Source organism: Shewanella sp. MTB7, assembly GCF_027571385.1.
Lineage (GTDB): Bacteria > Pseudomonadota > Gammaproteobacteria > Enterobacterales > Shewanellaceae > Shewanella.
Genome location: NZ_CP085636.1, coordinates 903,393 through 922,627, shown reverse-complemented (window position 1 = coordinate 922,627; position 19,235 = coordinate 903,393). Strand labels below are relative to the sequence as shown.

At 40.5% G+C, this 19,235-nt stretch carries 20 protein-coding genes and 1 pseudogene; 5 read left to right on the top strand and 16 right to left on the bottom strand.

The genetic code is table 11. From position 1 onward, the window contains the following. Positions 1–25 precede the first annotated feature (25 nt). From HWQ47_RS03770 to HWQ47_RS03760, 3 genes are all read right to left on the bottom strand, one after another. Complete coding sequence (locus HWQ47_RS03770; RefSeq protein WP_269969859.1) at positions 26–2,437, bottom strand: putative bifunctional diguanylate cyclase/phosphodiesterase; 2,412 nt, start codon at positions 2,435–2,437, stop codon at positions 26–28. Positions 2,438–2,510: 73 nt separating this feature from the next. Then, complete coding sequence (locus tag HWQ47_RS03765) at positions 2,511–3,683, bottom strand: hypothetical protein (RefSeq protein WP_269969858.1); 1,173 nt, start codon at positions 3,681–3,683, stop codon at positions 2,511–2,513. Continuing rightward, the gene (locus HWQ47_RS03760; RefSeq protein WP_269969857.1) at positions 3,667–4,080 is read right to left on the bottom strand and encodes a hypothetical protein; all 414 of its coding nucleotides are present in this window, start codon (positions 4,078–4,080) and stop codon (positions 3,667–3,669) included. The genes HWQ47_RS03765 and HWQ47_RS03760 overlap by 17 nt, the downstream gene beginning before the upstream one ends. 368 nt (positions 4,081–4,448) lie before the next feature. Here HWQ47_RS03760 and HWQ47_RS03755 point away from each other — a divergent pair, with 368 nt between their 5' ends. The 4 genes from HWQ47_RS03755 (at position 4,449) to HWQ47_RS03740 (ending at position 9,660) form a co-directional block, all read left to right on the top strand. Continuing rightward, on the top strand, positions 4,449–5,474 hold the full coding sequence (locus HWQ47_RS03755) for a methyltransferase (protein ID WP_269969856.1): 1,026 nt from the start codon (positions 4,449–4,451) through the stop codon (positions 5,472–5,474). A gap of 218 nt (positions 5,475–5,692) precedes the next feature. After that, positions 5,693–7,363 carry a DUF342 domain-containing protein gene (locus tag HWQ47_RS03750; protein WP_269969855.1) on the top strand — a complete coding sequence of 557 codons (1,671 nt, stop codon included), beginning with the start codon at positions 5,693–5,695 and terminating at the stop codon, positions 7,361–7,363. A 126-nt stretch (positions 7,364–7,489) separates the two neighbouring features. Next, a complete protein-coding gene (locus HWQ47_RS03745; protein WP_269969854.1) occupies positions 7,490–8,638 on the top strand; it encodes a site-2 protease family protein in 1,149 nt (382 codons plus the stop codon). A gap of 761 nt (positions 8,639–9,399) precedes the next feature. Further along, positions 9,400–9,660 carry a hypothetical protein gene (locus tag HWQ47_RS03740; RefSeq protein WP_269969853.1) on the top strand — a complete coding sequence of 87 codons (261 nt, stop codon included), beginning with the start codon at positions 9,400–9,402 and terminating at the stop codon, positions 9,658–9,660. Between the two features lie 280 nt (positions 9,661–9,940). On the opposite strand, the pseudogene HWQ47_RS03735 reads toward HWQ47_RS03740, so the two are convergent. The 4 genes and pseudogenes from HWQ47_RS03735 to HWQ47_RS03720 form a co-directional block, all read right to left on the bottom strand. Further along, a pseudogene (locus HWQ47_RS03735) lies at positions 9,941–10,071 on the bottom strand (helix-turn-helix domain-containing protein); the annotation flags it as partial. Positions 10,072–10,185: 114 nt separating this feature from the next. After that, the gene (locus HWQ47_RS03730; RefSeq protein WP_269969852.1) at positions 10,186–10,959 is read right to left on the bottom strand and encodes a haloacid dehalogenase type II; all 774 of its coding nucleotides are present in this window, start codon (positions 10,957–10,959) and stop codon (positions 10,186–10,188) included. A gap of 11 nt (positions 10,960–10,970) precedes the next feature. Beyond that, positions 10,971–11,663 (bottom strand): cytochrome c biogenesis CcdA family protein, encoded by a 693-nt coding sequence (locus tag HWQ47_RS03725; RefSeq protein WP_269969851.1) that lies wholly within the window; start codon positions 11,661–11,663, stop codon positions 10,971–10,973. Position 11,664: 1 nt separating this feature from the next. Further along, on the bottom strand, positions 11,665–12,072 hold the full coding sequence (locus tag HWQ47_RS03720) for a thioredoxin family protein (RefSeq protein ID WP_269969850.1): 408 nt from the start codon (positions 12,070–12,072) through the stop codon (positions 11,665–11,667). 100 nt (positions 12,073–12,172) lie between these two features. On the opposite strand from HWQ47_RS03720, the gene HWQ47_RS03715 reads away from it, so the two are divergent. Continuing rightward, a complete protein-coding gene (locus HWQ47_RS03715; RefSeq protein WP_269969849.1) occupies positions 12,173–13,057 on the top strand; it encodes a LysR family transcriptional regulator in 885 nt (294 codons plus the stop codon). Positions 13,058–13,542: 485 nt separating this feature from the next. On the opposite strand, the gene HWQ47_RS03710 is transcribed toward HWQ47_RS03715, so the two are convergent. The 9 genes from HWQ47_RS03710 to HWQ47_RS03670 all read right to left on the bottom strand — a co-directional run bounded on the left by HWQ47_RS03710 (position 13,543) and on the right by HWQ47_RS03670 (position 19,231). Further along, positions 13,543–13,749: a hypothetical protein gene (locus HWQ47_RS03710; RefSeq protein ID WP_269969848.1), complete on the bottom strand. Its 207-nt coding sequence runs from the start codon at positions 13,747–13,749 to the stop codon at positions 13,543–13,545. Positions 13,750–14,009: 260 nt separating this feature from the next. Beyond that, positions 14,010–14,663, bottom strand: coding sequence for a hypothetical protein (locus tag HWQ47_RS03705; RefSeq protein ID WP_269969847.1), 654 nt, complete (start codon positions 14,661–14,663; stop codon positions 14,010–14,012). 3 nt (positions 14,664–14,666) lie between these two features. Next, positions 14,667–15,542, bottom strand: a complete 876-nt coding sequence (locus HWQ47_RS03700) for a hypothetical protein (RefSeq protein WP_269969846.1) — start codon at positions 15,540–15,542, stop codon at positions 14,667–14,669. Continuing rightward, positions 15,523–15,645: a hypothetical protein gene (locus HWQ47_RS03695; RefSeq protein ID WP_269969845.1), complete on the bottom strand. Its 123-nt coding sequence runs from the start codon at positions 15,643–15,645 to the stop codon at positions 15,523–15,525. Before HWQ47_RS03695 ends, HWQ47_RS03700 begins: the two co-directional genes overlap by 20 nt. A 65-nt stretch (positions 15,646–15,710) precedes the next feature. Continuing rightward, a complete protein-coding gene (locus HWQ47_RS03690) occupies positions 15,711–16,436 on the bottom strand; it encodes a hypothetical protein (protein WP_269969844.1) in 726 nt (241 codons plus the stop codon). Between the two features lie 136 nt (positions 16,437–16,572). After that, positions 16,573–16,752 (bottom strand): hypothetical protein, encoded by a 180-nt coding sequence (locus HWQ47_RS03685; RefSeq protein ID WP_269969843.1) that lies wholly within the window; start codon positions 16,750–16,752, stop codon positions 16,573–16,575. A gap of 246 nt (positions 16,753–16,998) precedes the next feature. Further along, complete coding sequence (locus tag HWQ47_RS03680) at positions 16,999–17,454, bottom strand: hypothetical protein (RefSeq protein WP_269969842.1); 456 nt, start codon at positions 17,452–17,454, stop codon at positions 16,999–17,001. A gap of 350 nt (positions 17,455–17,804) precedes the next feature. Then, positions 17,805–18,221 (bottom strand): hypothetical protein, encoded by a 417-nt coding sequence (locus HWQ47_RS03675; protein ID WP_269969841.1) that lies wholly within the window; start codon positions 18,219–18,221, stop codon positions 17,805–17,807. Positions 18,222–18,229: 8 nt separating this feature from the next. Further along, on the bottom strand, positions 18,230–19,231 hold the full coding sequence (locus HWQ47_RS03670) for a hypothetical protein (RefSeq protein WP_269969840.1): 1,002 nt from the start codon (positions 19,229–19,231) through the stop codon (positions 18,230–18,232). Positions 19,232–19,235 lie beyond the last annotated feature (4 nt).

The following is a 19,235-nucleotide window of genomic DNA, read 5'->3' as shown; positions in this document are numbered from 1 at the left end:
TTGTCAGTGATTTGTGAAACGCAACTTAACTCCCTAATTTTCCTAATTGGGGAGTTTGCTCTACAGGCCAAATCCTACCCTCCTCTATCATGCTCAATATCGCGAATACTTTCTCTTCATCTAACGGTTTAGAATAGAGGTATCCCTGAGCTAATTCACATCCTAAACAGGCTAAATAATCTCCCTGCTCTTGTATCTCTATACCTTCAGCGACCACTGTACGACCTAAGTTGTGAGCAAGATCGATAACGGTGCTAACGATATGTGAGTCGATACTTTCATTGAGCACTTCAGAGATAAAACACCTATCGATTTTCAATACATCGAAGGGCAGCTGTTTAAGATAACTAAGGGATGAGTAACCAGTACCAAAATCATCGATTGCGATACGCACTCCTAACTCCTTTAACGACTTCATCGATGACATCGCCAGCTCCACTTGCTCTATCACACTCTCCTCGGTCACCTCTAATAACAAACTCTCGGGAGGAAGATCATACTTAGATAAGATATGCTGAACCAGTGGAATAAGGCCTGTATCCATATAGTGCTTAGCAGAGAGATTTACCGCTAAATACAGATCGTTCCAACCTTGCTTTCTTAGACGAGATAACATGGCTCCTCCCTCTTCCAATACATAATTACCGACCTGAATGATGGCTTCGCTATCCTCAATATCCGGAATAAAATCTCCGGGCATAATCAAACCTCGTTCAGGATGAAACCAACGAATAAGCGCCTCAAAGCCTTTAAGTTCTGCATTTGGAAGAGCCACAATTGGTTGAAGAAAAAGAGACAATTGCTTTTGCTCGATTGCCGTGCCAATGTCTTGCTCAATCATCAATTTATTATTGGCTTTAAGTAGCATGTCTTCGGTAAATACACGATAGTTACTGCGACCGGCATCTTTAGCTTGGTACATAGCCAGATCCGCATACTTTATGAGTTCATCAGCCCTCATACTCATGCTTTTACAGTAGGCAACTCCTATGCTAGTTGTAATGATCAATTTGTGATTCCCTAGGGCTACAGGTTGCTGCAAAGAGGAGAAAATTTGATGAATAACCTTTCGAACATCTTGATCAGAACGTATTCCCCTCAACAGAATAAGAAACTCATCACCACCTTGCCTAAATACGGTATCCATAGCTCTGACATTATTACTTAATCTAGTAGCAACGATTTTTAATAGTTCATCTCCTTGAGTATGGCCTAAGGAGTCATTAATCCGTTTAAACTCATCAAGATCTAGGTACATCAAGGCGACTTGATCTTGGGTGCTTCCCACACAGGCTATCGTCTTATTCAACTCATGCATTAACATTGCCTTATTAGGTAGCCCCGTCAATGTGTCTAACATGGCAAGCCGTTCTAACTCAGCGGTATATTCATCAACTTCTAATTCAAGAAATTGCAGCCTGTCGGCAAGCTGATGAGTAGCGATATTAATCAGATCGACTTCATCTACAAATAATGAAGTCGTTTTAGGAAACAGTTGTTTTAACGTCTCAAACTCATGCTCGGCAAGCAAAGGTAACAGAGTCGCGTGACGACTTAAGCTAACCACTGGCGCCCAAGCCACTAAGATAACCAGACAACCAGATAACAATAGGGTAATTAATAAAGTGCCTAACATACTCTCTTGAAACTCATTTAGGAGTCGCTGCCAATTATCAATGTTATTAATTACCAGTACGACTGGAGAGTTACTACCCTCTGCTAAAGGAAACACCCAGATTGCAGAATGCTCATTATTGACCTCGTAAACACCGCCATTCTTGACAATATGTTCCCATGAGAAAAACTCCGCGACTTGCTCCAACAAAGGTAAGCTAGTGCGTTTATTGCTTAAACCATATAACTCTCGATCCCAATAGTGTTGACCTACGGGATGCTCAACCCTCGAGCCTAGCACAGCTAATTCGAAAGTTTCAGTGACTCTAAAAATGGACAGAATACGAGTTAAACCTGACTCGATAAACAGTAGAAAAGGATCACCATTAATTAAAGTAAGCACTAAGACTTGAATCACACATTCCTGATGGCAAACGATCTGCCAACGAGGCTTACCATTTGTTTGTCCAGTTTCAAACCATTGAAGCTCATCCACATCAATTGATTTTCCAGCATGGGCTAACATATCTCCAGACGGTGTCATAAGACGCATGGTTTCAAGCTCCCAATGAAGCTGAATATCTGCCCAACGTTTGTCCAACATAATCTGATATTGACTGATATCAGATGTAACACTCTTCTGCTCATTAATCAGTAAAGCAATTTGCTCTGCAGCTACCATGGAATTATCAACAGTTAATGAAATAGCACTATCTAGATTTTGAGATAGCTGAGTTCGTTGAGACTCGAGCAAATAGTTCTGCTGATTGAGGAGTTGATTGAATGTAAAAGCGCCCAATACTCCACCTAGCATCGTTAGCATGACTAGAACCGCTATCAAAAGTTTCCATTTTAAACTGAAAAAAAAGCTTTTATTATCAGGGAATGTCATTGATTCACCACTGGAATCGATATGAGATTTGCATAGCAAACATGGACCAATGCTTTGACTGCACGGAGGAGTTGGGCAATATCACTGGCGTAACCCAAGAAGCACCTTCCACTTGATGATACTCGATAGCCAATAACCAATCATGGCTTGGGTACCAGCGCGCGCCAAACGTCCAATCATCGGAGTAAGCAAAATAGGCTGGAGAACCAGTACTCATCTCATAATCATGACCATTGCTATCATTTGAATTGTCAATATGCTTATCAAATCGAACAAAAACTTCAACCTCGTTAGAAAGGTAGCTTCTTAGATCCATGTAGTAACCTAAGCTTGGTTCTTTAAGCTCTCCAAATTCAGCAGGTAAAACGAGGCCATTAATCATTCTATCGCCAGTTAGATACTCGCCTGTTAGCTCAAAGTTTTTATACCTAATCTGACCAGAAAACACCCAATTAATTAATTGGATATCGCCGGGGAAATATCCACCAATAATAGAAGGGCTATAGCTCACCTCTGCATCATAATAGGTCACACCAAGTCTAATACTGTTATTTTGAAACTCGATATCCGCAGCATAATAATGTTCAGAATCAAATTTCCCTAAATCAGTCCCTCCCATCACGTTACGCTCTAAATCTTCGGTTACATCAATTTTACCAAAAGTCAGTTGCCAATTGAGCATGCCATCGAAAATCTGATGCGTCCCAAATAGATCTCCCCCTTCAACGTGCAGTTGAGCATCACGAAAATAGTCACTGTAGATGGATTGAGGCAACATGATACTAGGACGGGTAAAAGGGACGTCACGAGTACTGGAGTAGAAGCCTATTTCAGTTTTAAATAAACCACCACGTACACCTAAGGTCTGCTCACCAAGCTGATGTGTGAACTCAGCAAAGAGGTAATCGAACTTCACTGCAGAGTTATAAAGATCCCCCCATTGTCTAAAACTTAATGCGCTAGCAACTCTAACATGTTCAACAGGCTTCCATGAGACAGCAAAAGCCGCCTCTGTGATATCAAAAGCCTGATCATCGCTACCTACAATAAATTGAGTATCATCTGCAGTAACATAGCCTTGTCCGATAAAGCCACTGAACTGCAGTTCTGTAGCAAACGAAGTTGAAGAGACAATTGATAACATCACTAATATATTGCATTTAACGGGTGTAGACATAACCACCTCCAGTAAAAGATACTCTGTTACTGACATAGCCAATGGCACCTAGGGTTTGTGAAATCAACAATTTCATTTCAGCTTCGGACTTTACTATCTGTGGCCTTTCACCTGTTCCTGAAAAAACCAGACGATCCCATCGCCTTTGCAACATATAAGGCATCATATCCAGCTGTTGAAAACAAAATTCTTTATGCAATTCAGAGCTTGGAGAAAGAATGAAAACATGAATTTTATTGCCATCTGGCCAGTAGGTTTTCTGCATCGAAAAAATAAGGCGTAGCTCTTGTTCTGGAAGGGGATATTCGATAACAGAATCATTCACAATCACTTGAGCCGCAGTCGAATGAGCGCAGAATAAGTAAAACAGTAACATCCATGTAGCCACCAAACGCATCAGAAGAACTCCTTCTCTCAACTATATCCACCACTAAACTCCGTGGTGTTTTTACTATGACTTAAACTTAAGTGGCTACAGAGCCACAATCAATTACAGCTTAGGCAAATAAATGCCAAATCGCCTTAATATTTACACAATCAGTCATTGGTTTGATGCTGTTTGATATTATTAATAATTGTTCAGTGATTAAAAATCACAGGATTTAGCACAAGAAACAATTAAATAGAGCCGTGTAACCCCCCTTTGTTTCTAGAACATAGCGACTATACCTTCCAGATAAGATTCTCAACTGAATAAAAATCAACTACTGTACACACACTTTTTTACGATATAATCATCAACAAATTTTTTAACCGTGATCGTCTGTGCTAACTAATCCATCTCAACTTATCCTTAAAAATAGCGACCTCTTTAGCAATCAAAATGTATTAGTTCTCAACTATGAAGGCGATCTGTTGCCTAAACAGTTACTTGAAAGTGCCGCAAGCGTTACCGCTTTATCGCTCGACTATACTCATCATTTGATTATGAGTAAGCACAGTACAACAAATTTGACTCTTCATTTTGGTCACCAGCTACCTACCTCCGATGAAGTATTTGATAGCGTTATTATTTATTATCCAAAAGCTAAAGCTTTAGCTGCTTACCTAATCAACCTCGCAGGACAACACCTGTGCCAAGATGGCGATCTCATTATCGTAGGTGAAAATAAAGGGGGCGTGCGCTCAATCGTTAAACAGATACCAGACTATTTCGACACTCCCTTTAAACGAGACAATGCACGACACTGCTTATTGTTCATTAGCCAACTTATCAAAAAGGCTCCTATTATTAAGTTAGCCGACTGGATCAGTGAATATAAACTCGATACACCACAAGGTGAGGTCACCATCTGTAATTTGGTCGGTGTATTCAGTGAAAAACATCTGGATGAAGGAACTAAATTGCTACTGTCACATCTGCCTAAATTATCTGGCAGAGTATTAGATTTCGGCTGCGGAGCAGGCGTTATAGCAGCAGCACTGCTCAAAGCTCAGCCCGAGCTCAAGCTAGAGTGTGTCGATATTAATGCGATGGCCCTAAAATCTTGTGAACTGACCTTAGCTGCCAATAATTTTACTGCAGAAACGTACCCTTCTGATGGATTATCTCAAACCCAAGGTCATTTTAATGGCATCATTTCAAACCCTCCTTTTCATGATGGCTTAAAGAGCACGACTGATATTGCCAAAACCTTTGTAAGAGAAAGTGTACAAAAACTTGCACATGGAGGTTACTGGCATATTGTTGCTAATCGACATTTACCCTATAGCGACACAATTTCTGAGTTTTTCGGACAGGTAAATGTGCTGGTAGAGAACAATAAGTACAAAGTTTACTCGAACAAATAAGCCATTAAAGAGTCGATTTAACCAACCCTTTGAGTGACATTAGAATTCAATGCCACTCTCGCTTTTCTCTCCCTACCTTCGCACATTACTTCTATTATAAATAAACAGGTTATCTTGGATCACTTTTCGGTTCTCTAGTCCTTCTATGGCCAAACTTTATACTGTTATACTCAAATGAGAAAAATAAAAATAACGAATCATCAAAAATGGAATTAAATATGCTGGCTCCAGAACTCATTGAATTAAGTATTGATAAAGAGTTTGTTGAATTTAAGGTGATCCCCAATACCCACGGACCACTTTCGGAGGGTGCGGTTATGGCACTGCTGGCATTACCAGAATTTAATCAGCTGCATCCGTTACAAAATGTAATTCAAACAGCGGTGACTCAGGTAAATCAACTGTGTGATCAAGAAGACGGTCAATTTGAACAGTTTTTCAAGATTGCAGAACGTGTTGATGGTCAGATTAAAGTTAAAATAGCCGAAGATAGAATGTCAGCGCAGATGGAGCTTACCGCTCCTTGGGGCGGAGAGAAGATAACCATACAAGGTATTCTTCAAGCACTTAAGACCAGTAATGTGTGTATGGGATTGAGCAAGATAAAGATTCAGGCATTACTCAAAGACCTTTCAAAAAAACAAGCTGGTGAAACCAGTGAATCCATTATTGCCACTGGTAAACAATGCAAAAACGGCATCAATGCCTCTATTGAACGCAAAGTTCCCCTTGCCCGAGAACGATTATTACAACCGCAAGAAAGAGAAGATGGGACTGTCGATATGCATAATTTGGGTGCAGTCATCATGGTCGACCCCAAAGATCTTCTTCTAGTCAAACACCCCGCCACTGAAGGAACCAGCGGCTACACTATTCACGGTGAAATTTTAATCCCTGTTCCAGGTAAAGACATATTGCTCACCGTTGGCGATGGCACTGAACTCTCCAGTACTAATTCCAATCACCTTATTGCTTCCGTTGCTGGTCAACCAGTAGAAACCAAAACGGGAATGCAAGTCGATGATGTACTCAACATTAAAGACGTCGATGTTGGTTATGGTAATGTCGACTTTAAAGGCAGTATTTTAGTCACGGGTGATGTTCATGAAGGTATGGTGGTCAAAAGTAGCGGAGATATCACTGTCATGGGCTTTGTCGACTCAGCAACCTTAATTGCAGAAGGGGATGTCATTGTCAGTAAAGGAATCATAGGCAGACAGCTAAAAGAGAAAGAGTTGTCCACCAAAATTCGAGCCAAAGGGCAAATTTGTGCTCAATTTATTCAATATTCAGATTTAGAAGCTGAAGGTGAGATTTTAGTCACCAAGCAATTACTACACAGCTATACCCAAACGAGACAAAAGCTGACGGTTAGTGACCCTAATGGACGACGAGGCGATTTAGTTGGCGGTATTGTTAAAGCTGATAACGGAGTCATAGCGGTTGTAATTGGTGCCACTGCTGGAACAAAAACTGAAGTTTTCTGCGCAATGAAACAGAGCGAGCTAAAACTGCAAGCTAAAGAGTTAGATCAAAGCATTAAAGCTATGGTCGTTAGCGGGCTTGATGTAGAAGCCAGATTACGAAAGCTTCCACCAAAAAGTGAATGGCAAAACGATGAGATGATGGTAGAGCAAGTACAGATGATGCTCGATGAAAAAAATGAACTCATAGCTCGACGAGCCATTGAAGAAGCTGAATATGAAAAACTTCAACAAGACATTGTCAACTACTACCGGGATTACCATGTTGAAGCACATAAGCATATTTTTGCCAACGTAGAACTGCATATTGGACAAGCTTTTAACCGCACCCAACGTGAACATGGAACATGTATGGTCTTCAATCAAGGCCCTGAACTGAAATTCGATTACGAAACTAAACATTAACTCCTCATTTAGAGTAGCGTACTTAAATTCGTTTAAGTACGCTACTCGCTTTCCACTCGCACTCCCCCCTCTTTCGATGTATATTTCCCTGCTATATTAGAATTCACATAATGCTAAGAGAACAGAGTGGAACTACTAAAAATTGATTGTTTAGGAAAAGAGTTAAGATTGGAAGGTTCGATGGCAGGCTGGCAGCAACTGTTTTGGGGCGGTGAACTCGTTTCAGTAAAACAAGCTTCTGCCGATAACGAAGGTCTTAAAAACCATCAATTTGAGCTCTCACCACCGCTTAAAATCACTCATGACAACCCAGTATTATCCCCTGATTCTCTAGCGTTAACTGAACAAGTTAACGCTAGAACGATCAATGTGAACCTTGAGACAGATTTGGTCTGGCAGCCCTTCCATCTGGATTACCGTTTGATTGTCGATGATGTTTTAGTTGCTGAAGGCAGCCGAAATAGCAAGGATATTGAGCGTCAAATACCAGTGATACCTGTTAAAGTAAAGCGACAGTTTAGCATGGTTGGACTGGCCTCTCTTGGCTTCAAACTGCTTAAAAGTGCAAAAGTCATCAAAGTGGTTCTAGCTGGGGCGAGTGTAGCCGCTTACTCTTGGTTATTTTCCTTTCAGTTTGCTCTGGCCCTTATCGCCTGCCTGGTTTTCCACGAATATGGTCATATAAAAGCCATGAAATACTTTGGCATGAAAACCAAAGGGATCTATCTCATCCCATTTATGGGTGGACTCGCGCTCAGCGATGAAAAGATAAATACCCGTTGGCAAGATGTGGTGATATCGATCATGGGACCCACATTTGGTCTCTTGATGTCCATCATGGCATTAGTGGCTTTTTGGATAACTGAAAATCCCTTCTTCGCAGGCTTAGCCGCGTTCAACGCCCTATTAAACCTGTTCAACCTACTTCCAATATTGCCATTAGACGGTGGGCATATATTAAAGAGTGTAAGTTTCTCTATGAACAGCGTTATGGGCTTAGCAGCCTGCATTGCAGGCGCAGCAATAGGTGTATATATAAGTTACACTTTAGGCTTGGCATTATTGGGATTTTTACTCTTGATAGGTAGCGCTGAAATAGTCTTTGAGTGGAAAACCCGCCATCAAAGCCACCTTCTCCCACTAGATAGATATGGGCAGATATTCTCAACTGTCTGGTACCTATTAACAGTCGGCGCACTCATTGGCATTATCTGGTACTTGGCCGGAACAGGCGATGATATGTTGAGCCTGCCTTTACAGATCTTACAAAGTTAACGCTTAAACAGCCCCAAAATGAGCCTTCCAATAAAGGCTTAAAAATCTTTCATCAAATCGCAGACATAAAAAAACCTGCTCGAAGGCAGGCTTTTCTATTTTATTGGTACCGGAGGACGGACTCAGCACCAAGTAATAACTAACTGATTATAATGATATTTATTAAGAGGCAAAACAAGAAGGGTTACATCAAGAATGAATCACATTTTAATTAATAACTAAATTATAACTATTTTACTTACATCGTCCCACACCCGACCTGGTACCGAGAATCACTATCATTTGCATTCTCATCAAGAGCAACTGTTAATTGTTTATTCCTAAAAAGTAACACTATAGCCAATTTTTATCATTCTGAATTAGCACCAATACGTCCGGTAAAATTCAAGACCAGCATCATCTTCTAAAGCAACTTGAAACCATACTTCAGAATATAAGATATCACTAATACTAAATATTGCACTAGTTCCATTGAACACTGTAAAAATCATGTACTACTGAAATGATCAAATTATAAAATCAAAAGACTCAAACACGCCAGAACACATCTATCGCAAAGACATAGCCCCCATATAGGAACCATTAACGTCGATAGCGTCACCGCCTGAGACATAAGGGAAATAGTAAAGGCCATAGCAACTGACCGCCCAGCAATAGCTAACGACATTTAATGGTACATCTATTTCTTATTCTACATTAATTACTGCTCCTGAGCTAAACAGAAACGGCGTGAACGGGATCGATTTCGATAAGTTAAAAACATGCTATACCTTGTTACTTCAACGTTAGAAGGCACTGTTACTCAAGGTCATGTGTACGAAGTTAAGATAGACAATTCATTCAACGTGGCTGGCAACATTGAGCAACAGTCATCTGAAATTCTAGGAAATGGTAATCTAGATGATGTGATTGCACGAAATGGGAGAGTGATGCAAACAAATCAAGTATATCTCTGTTCGACATCAATACTCGTTCTCACATTCACAAAATCAGTGGAAATTTCAAATAGGCAGCAGTCATAACTTTAGACGATAATAAAATTCTTTACACCCCAAAGTTCAATTCTAATATTGTATCGAGTGTAGATTTGTCATTATTAATTCAAGAGCAATCTGCTCTGCAATTTGTTTGTTAGGAGTGTGTAAATCACCTGCATAAGGGTTTATACATGAGGTAATGCAGACTTAACTCTTTACAAAACACAAGCAAAGGTAGGCTTAAAATCAACATATCGATTTTTAACGACCTAGAGGGTCCTATCTCCTCAATTTATTGCGACGAGTTATCAGTTTGCGACAGAACCGTTAATGTTTTACCTGGCACGGGTTGACCTTCTTTTCTGAGTCTATCGCACCAATAATACAAGATTTTAAATGAGACACCTTCACCCGTGCCACCTCTACGACGGTCATACTTAGGCGAGGTGATAACAATCCTTACACATGAGGTGTATAGACCTGTTATGCCTCCTGTATTTATTACACAGAGCAAGGGATCAACGTCCCACTCTGAGACGTTGATATTGCGTAACTGAATATCTATCTACGTTATGGCTTCTTGGTTAACACTTGCTCTGACAACTGAATCAGGTCAACCGCCACATAATCCGCCTTTTTTGTTAGCGCAAACTGATATTGACCGGAGCGCTGAATAAAGCCCGTTTGCATGCCAGCTTTGGCTGCTCCGGCAATGTCCCATGTATGGGCGGCGATAAGCATAGCCTCATCTGCTTCGACCTGCATCTGTTCAAGCGCCCACCGATATACGCGTAAATCAGGCTTAAACACTTGCAGGTGTTGAACGGTTAATGAATCGTCAAAGTACTGGATTAAATTGGCATTTTTCAACTGACTCTCTATGCCTGCATCTGAGGAGTTAGTCAATGTGACCAGTTTAATGCCTGAGGCTTGTAGCTTTTTAAGGCCCGTAATGACATCAAGATGAGGTTGTAAGTCACGAAATGGCGCTTGAATAGCTTGACTTGCTTCAGCCTCAGATATGGCTATACCATTTTGTTTAGCGACTAATTGCAGCGCTGCTACGCCAATATCGCCGAAGTGATGATATTCACCAATAGCGTTACTCACCAAGGAGTAATGCAGCATGGTAGTGAACCAGCTATTCACCAAGTCGTCACGACCATCTAATGCTTGAGTGACAGACTGGGCCACATTGCCTAAATCCAACAGTGTTTCATTAACGTCAAAGAAAATAACTTTGGGTAAAACTTGAGGCGTATTAACAGGGTTATCTGTTGCACTTGCCAATGAGGCGAGTGCGGTTAAGCCGACAAGTATGATGACGGAATGAGTAAGTTTCATATCGTATTCTCTTATATGTTGTAGAGCCACTCTGGCATAATTTCAAGTGCTAACGCTTCTAATGTGCGATCAAATCCTGTGAAAATGGTCAATGACAAAATGATTAAAGATAATCCCATTACTTTTTTGGCTGCCGCGCCACCACTGATCCATTTTCCCAGTGAGTTTTTCATTAACAGGCTGAAACCAATCAAAGGAATTGCAGTACCGATACCAAAAGCCAGCATAATGATGAATGCAGAGCCCATACTTTGACCTGTTGATGCAAGGGCAATAGCTGCCCCTAACGTTGGGCCAACGCAGGGCAGCCACACTAGACCTAATGATGCGCCAACGGCAAACTGTGTCACTACACCTTCGCCATCAACTTGATGATTTGGCAGTCGACTAGTGAGCATTGACAGTTTTATTGTGAGCCAGTCTCCAGCTTTGGGGATTAAAATGGCAACGGCAATAATCAGCAGCAAAGTCGCCGAGAAGTAACGCAATACCTCTGGCGATAGCCCTAAACTAATCAGCGCGAAAGTGAGCACGGTTCCAGCAAACGCAAAGGATAGACTCAGCCCTAACGCTAAGGTAATTATACCCTTGCGAGAACTGCGCATTGCAGAGCTTGCGACAACTGGTATCATTGGTAATACACAGGGCGATAACAGGCTTAGTATGCCAGCGGCAAACGCTAGTGGTATGGCAAAGGTATCCATATTACATGCTCACTGAATTCAAAGCGGAAAAGATCTTTTGCTCACGGGTTTCAGCCACACTGAACCAAAGCTGCTCGCCATTTTTGTATAGATACAGGCTTGATTGGCGTGGCGCCTTAAAGAACTTTACCCATTGAGGCTGATCATCAAAGTTAACGACAAGCACCTTTATCTCGCTATCGGGGTAGGCAGCAAAATAGTCGCCTATAACCTCTTGTTGTTTCTTACACGTTGGACACCAAGGAGCAAATACATCAATTAAAACTGTATCGCCTTGGGCTTGAAGTTGGTCAAATAGTGTTTTTTCAAATGGGAACTTTTCGAAATTGCTGGCGTGAGCCGACAAGCTTAATATTAACGAAGTCGCCAGGGTAACAGTAGCCAGTTTTAGGGAACGAAATAGTGTCATGTGTAACTCTCCTTTGGTGATTTCAAACAGCATAAAGGTTATTGTTTTTTCTTATAATATCTTTAAAATCGAAAACACTTTCAACGAGAAATTGAAAATCATGATGAAATTTTTTGACGTCAGAATATTCGTGCTTGCATGCGAACTTAAGAATCTTTCTGCCGTAGCCCGTGAATTGTCAATTACTCCTGCCGCTACTAGTGCCGCCGTAAAGCGGCTGGAAGCTGAATTGAACACTCGGTTATTACAGCGATCTACACGCAGTTTAACATTAACCCAAAGTGGTCGTAACTTTTTACCTTATGCACTTAAGGCATTGAAAAACCTAGATATTGGAAAGAGGGCTGTTTTAGGGGATAAGCTTAAAGGCAGTATTACCTTATCAGTGCCTTCCGACCTGGGTAGAAACACTTTGCTTAGCTGTTTGATGGATTTCCAACTATACCATCCAGACATCAATTTGAAGGTTAAGTTAAGTGATAAATACGCAGACTTTTATTCTCAAACGGTAGATGTGGGGTTACGTTATGGTGAGCCCGAAGATTCGGCCTTAGTGTGTTTACCCATACTGCGTAATGCTGTCCGGGAATTATGCGCCTCACCTAATTATTTAACCCGCTATGGCACGCCGAAAACGCCGGAAGACTTGGTAAAACATAACTGTTTACACTTTTACAGTGACGACATGTTAAACAGTCATTGGCGATTTTTTAAAGATACCAGTACTGTTTCGGTGAAAGTAAGTGGTAATCATTTATCAGACGATGGCGATTACCTTCGTTTATTGGCCGTTAAGGGAATGGGTATCGTCTATAAAACCTGCTTAGATGTACGTGAGGATATTGCCGCGGGGCGTTTAGTATCGCTACTGCCAGATTACTGCAAAGAAAAGTCACCGTTAAATATGGTCGTGGCACATCGAAAAAGTTTTGACAACAACTTAGTCGTACTAAGAGAGTTCTTAGTTGAAGCCTTGAAGCCTTAAATCGAATAATTATTTAACAGACTAGCCGAATCTGAGAGAGTCATTCTCCTCAATTTATAGCTGCTCGATGTGAGTTTGCAACAAAACTGTTGACAAAAACAGTAATCTACTAAGGTAAGAAAATGAAGTATTTGATTACCTACCTAGGGCTTTCCTGTTACAAAATTTTTAATAAGTAGAAATATATAAGAAACCAAGAAGGATAAAAAACCAATAATAAACAAATCAAGCCCAACGCTATAATTATTAATTGGTAAATAATGCCCCCACCGGCTGTCGCTCTAACTAAAGCATAGCCACCAGTCGATAAACTGTAAGTTGTAACAATACTAAGCCCCACTCCAGATGAAACGGAAGAGACCCATTCCCAACTGATAAAATACTCACTCAGATGCCGCGCCATAAGTCACGACAGCAACGACAATCGCCAAAATAGGTTTCCAATATCTCTTAATCGCTTCCCAAATCCAATCGAAAAAAAACTTCTAACCAAAACCTAAGTCCCACATTTCTTCCTGAGAGAAAAATGTTCTGTTCAAACCCATAAATAACACCCCTTTTGTAAATACAACATCAAAAAAACATTTTTTAAATGAAATTTCTACAATAAAAATAACTCCGTCAGATAAAGGCTCAGTCCAACTATTTTCTTTGCATTTCTTCTCGCCTATTTTGACCTCTTTATCTTTCATACAAAGAGAATTCAATTTATCTAAAGAACTCTGACTGCCGGTCTTTAATTTTTGATCTATATATGAAAACATTTCTTCTTCTAAAACTTCTATTTATCACCCCTTGCTTGGATGTACCCGTTGTATTTTGATTCCTGTAGGGATATGGGCTTTCTTGTATCGATACATCAACTTATACTGGTCAGAGCCATTTTTTCCGCTCCACCCAAATCGGTGCTTGCCGGTAGCTAGGTCGACACAAACAAATATATTTTGAGATATTAATTTGAAGTTCTCCACATGATTATTTTTTTATGAAAATATATCCTCTCATACTCCAAAGGCAATAATGAACCTTTAAATTCAACAGCAAAATCAGCATTCAACATAGTACGCGTAAACTTAAAAAATAAATTATAACAATTGTCCTTATACCCACTCCCGACCAACAGTTCATCTTTATCATTATTAACCTCTACGCTATTATAACTGTTCCCTGTTAGTGCGTAACGATCAAAGCCACAAAAAACAGACGGAGAATACCTAAAAACTTTATATGGCTTAATGTATGACTCAACACCATCGATATTAACCACTAAAGTAATATTCCTTGTGCTTATATCAACATTTTTCTTAGGCGTAACACCTAAGGATAATTTGATTTCATCACTATCGAATACACTGTCAGGCAAGTGGTTCATTTCAATACCAAGTATAGAGCTCCCTCTATACTTGGTTTCATAATTAGAAAGTATCAATGAAAGATCTACACTACCTAACTCTATATAACTCTCCAAACTTTCATCATATTTATACACATGCTCATCCTTAACCAAATCCCATGGTTTGATTGAAGGTATACTTACAACCTCTATAGTGGTTGAGGTACAAGCATTTATGAACAATATATAAATTAAGCACAATAAATATTTCACAACTTATTCCTTGTTTATATTACTGTAGTAATACTTAGAACTATATACACCATAAGCTCCGTATTGAGCCACAAATGAGGGAGGAATGGATCCAATGGTAAATGCAGTTCCATACCAAGTATGCTCGATACCAGCAGCACGCTCCACTACACCGACTAAACTATCATGAGTAATTGATGAGCCACTAAAACCAGGTAAATTCTGAGACAAATAACTCATATACGGACTTGACTCCCCCATTAACCCCAGATTATTTAAAACACTGCCCGGAACAATTCCTTGCCGCAGTAAAATGGTCTTTGCTTGTGACACAGGAAGCCCTACTAGATCCTCATAGTCAAGATTATCTACAGTTACTCCCATCCCTGTATTATCAACATTTTTATCCAACCAATCGACATACTTACCTTCCTTTATCCATTTAGCCTTCAAGCGTCCATCAGGTTTTACGACAGCCTCCCCTTGGGATGTTGCTAGAGACGTATTCGTTCTAGCAATATGATCCAAACCTATCTTTAGTCCCTGCGCTATCACTGCCAGCTTTGCTCCTTCACCACAAGAGCCTCCAGATACAGATCCTGCAGTACACCCTCCCACTGCTGACAATGACAACCGATATGCTGAATCAGAAAAACTGGTTCCTGTACTGCTTAATGCCCCCGTGACTCCCCCCATAATGGCACCAGTTAACGCACCTTTTGCCGCGCCACTTAAACTTCCTGTTGTTATCCCTCCAGCAACAGCCCCCGCTGCCGCACCAGCTAAAGCATAGCCACCAGTCGATAAACTGTAAGTTGTAACAATACTAAGCCCCACTCCAGATGAAACGGAAGAGACCCATTCCCAACTGATAAAATACTCACTCAGATGCCGCGCCATAAGTCACGACAGCAACGACAATCGCCAAAATGGGTTTCCAATATTTCTTAATCGCTTTCCAAATTTTATCGAAAAAGAATCCAGTAGGGTCGCTATAACTCATTGGATTATTCAACACATAAGCATAACGGTTATAGTTTTGCAGGTTCTTCGCCAGCTAAAAAACCATCACTTAGCCGTAAATCGATACTCAACAGGATAAACATATAGGGTATATTCAGTGATTTGTCCCTCTTCTATAAAAGGGAGTGTAAGCGTAAAGAAACCTTGATCTCCCGCTAGGTTGGTGTTCATTGCAACTAATATTCCGCACAAAATATTAGTATCGATTGCAAGTAAGTGTACTGGGAGTAAATTAAAATCAACTTGTCGATAAGGGATACTAATGCTGTCTTTCTGATAGAAATCATAGAAAATATCAAAAGAATTGCTGTCGACTTGAACATCCTCTGGCGGATATTGACACACATCAATACCGTAACTATTCCGCGCTTTACTCGGGTATCGTTTCATCTCTAAAAAATTAACCTTAGCTTTCTTACTAATACGATACTGGTCCATCATGATATGTTGTGTATCTAAGCGAATCCCCTCTTCTAAGGAAGTAATAAATATCTCTATTCTTAGGTTATTAAAGTGTTCTGAATCACTTTCCCCTGGAGGACGACTATACCCACCAGAGAAATGAAGCTTTACTTGAACCCCGTTATCCAGCGTAACAATTGGAGTAAATATAGGGGAGCTGTAACCCGTGTTTTGCTGGTGCCCTAGATATTTTGTCGTTTCAACATTTGTTAACCCATACGCACTTCCAGTGTTGTAAACGTAATACGCACAGCCGTTCAGGATAAGTACAATGGACATAATCGCTAGCAGTTTCGTAACGTGACGCATAGGCTACTCCTCCAAATTATTCATGTAATAATAATAGTTCCCGACACCCAACGCATAATATTGCCCAACAACAGCCGGCGGGATGGTGGCAATTAACACTCCGGTGCTACTGATATCCCAATTTGCCATCCATTTATCATGAAATACCGAAAATGCCCTGACGCCACCCCCTCCCCCTTGAAGTCAAACTTAACACTGGTGAATACTCAGACATCCAGTAGTTATGATTAAAAGAGTTAAACTCCACGCGATTTTGAGCTGCCGACCAGCTGTAAAAATCCATGGTACCTTTGTTAACTAAAGAGGCCTTCAACATTTGAACCTCCTGCACGTTAAGCGTTGAAATATCCCTGCCAACAAGCCCTTTTCGTGCAGCTAGAGAACCCAACTCCACTTCTACCGATGTGCCTGTATTGGACACAGAAGCGATTAAACCCCAGCATGACTCGAACGCCAATACTGACGTTCGATACTTAGGACTGAGTAAAACTCCTTCTAGAAAAATAGTTAGATCTTAATTCCAGTACAATACATACCTAATTTTTAATGCAATAGGTCTAACTTACCATGACTTATAATTAACCTCATAGACAGACGTAATGGGAAGTATGTAGTAAAAAAATGATTTATACCCAATCAGTACGACAGGGCTATCTGTATTTTCGACTACCGAATCCAATCTAATTTGATAATTAAAGAAAAAATACTTTATCTCTTTCAATCTACCGTTAATAGCTATATCGAATAGATTAACTAACATATTTCTATCAAATTCATTACCTGCCTCATACTCGATGTAAGTACTACTTTCTCCTAAACTAACAAACAGTTCGATAGGCTCTATTTTATCTAAAAGGATGTTAATTTCACTCCCTTCATTATTTCGAGGCTTTAATAAATATTCATAATAAAGTTCATGTTCAATTAAAGAAAACACAGCTCTACCATTAAAACTACTGTTACACAGGTTCATAATAAAATCATGCAAATCGGTACTCTTCTCGCTCATATTTACCATTTATCTAGGTCCTTCACTTTAATCATAAAATGACCCTTATCTTCTATATGCTTCCCCGCTCCACGAGTTTCAAAAACCAGTTTATTACTAGGTCGTTTTGACCAACCAGTCCGCTTCATGCCATGATTATAGTGCCCTGGAGCTCCTGAACTTGTGTAAAATCTATACCAAACTGACGCTTATCAATTTAAGCAAAATCAAACCTAATCCCTACATTTTTATTTCCCATGTATTTAAATGGATACCCATCTGTCACTTTGCACCATATATATTCATAATTCCCTATTTAATACAACACCATCAACATTGCTCATCTCATGGCCGTAAGTTCATGCGCAGAACTAAGCATGTTAACCTGTTCGTTTATTGACCGCGACAAGCCTATCAGAATCATTATCTCTAAATATTAAACTCCCTCCTACTTCCTCCACTAAACATTCTTGCAGGGAAGGAGTATATACAAAGTTCTGATAGGAGACTTTACACAGGATCTCTTGTAGGTTTTTGCAGCTGAATTTCGAATTGATTAATAAATACAAATTAGGTGCCTCACCCAAAGAATCAAGCTTTGAGAACAAAAAAGCCGAACAAAAACATTTCACGGGAATATCCTCCTCCACTTTCACAACTCCTTTATTATCAACAGAAATCAATTTCAACCATTTCTCTTCTTCTATCAACTTAGAAAATAAGGCCACTATTTCTTTTTTATAATCATTCTCTATCTCGAAATACAATGGTTCAGGATAGTTTAAGAAATTATTCATTGAAACTCCTAATAGGTTTTCCATGGGGCAAACCAAGGCCTATGATGAGACATGTTACCAAAGTGCATATGTAGCCTTACGGGTGAGGGGTTTGGGTGATAATCTAATCTAAATACTGGCCCGCCTTTAGTTGATCTAATTTGAAAAACGCGACCATTTCCATGACTTAATCCTTTAGAAAAACCATCCACTTTTAATCCTGTGGCTTTATAGAGCTTATAACCACCTCTATACACTCCATATCCACCACCATACAGAGTCAAAGCCCCACCAATCGCAATCCCACCTGCGTCACTCATCACATCTGTATAAGTGCCAGCACCAAACTCGCCATCCAATAGTGCTCGCTCTTGCTGCCGCATCCACGCTGGCTCATAAGCATAAACATCGCCATTATCTAAATCTATCGCGGTCTGGGCCATAGTCTCTTGTAACCAATCTTCATCTGCTTGAGTCCAACCCTCCACTTGATTCGGCCTGCTCTCAGATTCTGTCGTGGCATAGTTTGATAACTCTCCCACAGCTTGAGCAAAGGCTGCACTCTTTGCTCCGTTGGCAAACTTACCCCCAGTCGCTTCTGAAATGGTACCACCAATCACCCCGCGCACCACAACACGCACCACAGCATCATCTATTTTACCTATTGCACCACCTGCTAAGCTACTCAATCCTGCTGCCGCAAAGCCGTGGCCGAAGTTACCTCCAGAAACTTCACTTGCAATACCTCCCACAACCCCATTAGCCATAAATGTCTCAAACAAACCAGAGCCAGCCATCTCAGCCCCCACTCCCGCAGTTACACCTCCAATAAGAGCCCCCATAAAGATATTCCCACCATTCACTGCGGCACTTACTGCCCCCGACGCAGCACCTATCGCTGCCCATATGGCTGTGGTACAAGTTCCGGCACAAAAATAGGAAGCCACAGCAACGATAATTATCGAAACAACTGATTTAATCGCTTTCCAAATCTTATCGAAAAAGAATCCAGTAGGGTCGCTATAACTCATTGGA

What these genes read in the sequence shown, in the direction of transcription:
- HWQ47_RS03770 (WP_269969859.1), bottom strand. Translation starts at nt 2,437, where the DNA reads ATGCTAACGATGCTAGGTGGAGTATTGGGCGCTTTTACATTCAATCAA.
- HWQ47_RS03765 (WP_269969858.1), bottom strand. Translation starts at nt 3,683, where the DNA reads ATGTCTACACCCGTTAAATGCAATATATTAGTGATGTTATCAATTGTC.
- HWQ47_RS03760 (WP_269969857.1), bottom strand. Translation starts at nt 4,080, where the DNA reads ATGCGTTTGGTGGCTACATGGATGTTACTGTTTTACTTATTCTGCGCT.
- HWQ47_RS03750 (WP_269969855.1), top strand. Translation starts at nt 5,693, where the DNA reads ATGCTGGCTCCAGAACTCATTGAATTAAGTATTGATAAAGAGTTTGTT.
- HWQ47_RS03740 (WP_269969853.1), top strand. Translation starts at nt 9,400, where the DNA reads ATGCTATACCTTGTTACTTCAACGTTAGAAGGCACTGTTACTCAAGGT.
- HWQ47_RS03730 (WP_269969852.1), bottom strand. Translation starts at nt 10,959, where the DNA reads ATGAAACTTACTCATTCCGTCATCATACTTGTCGGCTTAACCGCACTC.
- HWQ47_RS03725 (WP_269969851.1), bottom strand. Translation starts at nt 11,663, where the DNA reads ATGGATACCTTTGCCATACCACTAGCGTTTGCCGCTGGCATACTAAGC.
- HWQ47_RS03720 (WP_269969850.1), bottom strand. Translation starts at nt 12,072, where the DNA reads ATGACACTATTTCGTTCCCTAAAACTGGCTACTGTTACCCTGGCGACT.
- HWQ47_RS03715 (WP_269969849.1), top strand. Translation starts at nt 12,173, where the DNA reads ATGATGAAATTTTTTGACGTCAGAATATTCGTGCTTGCATGCGAACTT.
- HWQ47_RS03710 (WP_269969848.1), bottom strand. Translation starts at nt 13,749, where the DNA reads ATGAAAGATAAAGAGGTCAAAATAGGCGAGAAGAAATGCAAAGAAAAT.
- HWQ47_RS03700 (WP_269969846.1), bottom strand. Translation starts at nt 15,542, where the DNA reads ATGGCGCGGCATCTGAGTGAGTATTTTATCAGTTGGGAATGGGTCTCT.
- HWQ47_RS03695 (WP_269969845.1), bottom strand. Translation starts at nt 15,645, where the DNA reads ATGAGTTATAGCGACCCTACTGGATTCTTTTTCGATAAAATTTGGAAA.
- HWQ47_RS03690 (WP_269969844.1), bottom strand. Translation starts at nt 16,436, where the DNA reads ATGCGTCACGTTACGAAACTGCTAGCGATTATGTCCATTGTACTTATC.
- HWQ47_RS03685 (WP_269969843.1), bottom strand. Translation starts at nt 16,752, where the DNA reads ATGTTGAAGGCCTCTTTAGTTAACAAAGGTACCATGGATTTTTACAGC.
- HWQ47_RS03680 (WP_269969842.1), bottom strand. Translation starts at nt 17,454, where the DNA reads ATGGTAAATATGAGCGAGAAGAGTACCGATTTGCATGATTTTATTATG.
- HWQ47_RS03675 (WP_269969841.1), bottom strand. Translation starts at nt 18,221, where the DNA reads ATGAATAATTTCTTAAACTATCCTGAACCATTGTATTTCGAGATAGAG.
- HWQ47_RS03670 (WP_269969840.1), bottom strand. Translation starts at nt 19,231, where the DNA reads ATGAGTTATAGCGACCCTACTGGATTCTTTTTCGATAAGATTTGGAAA.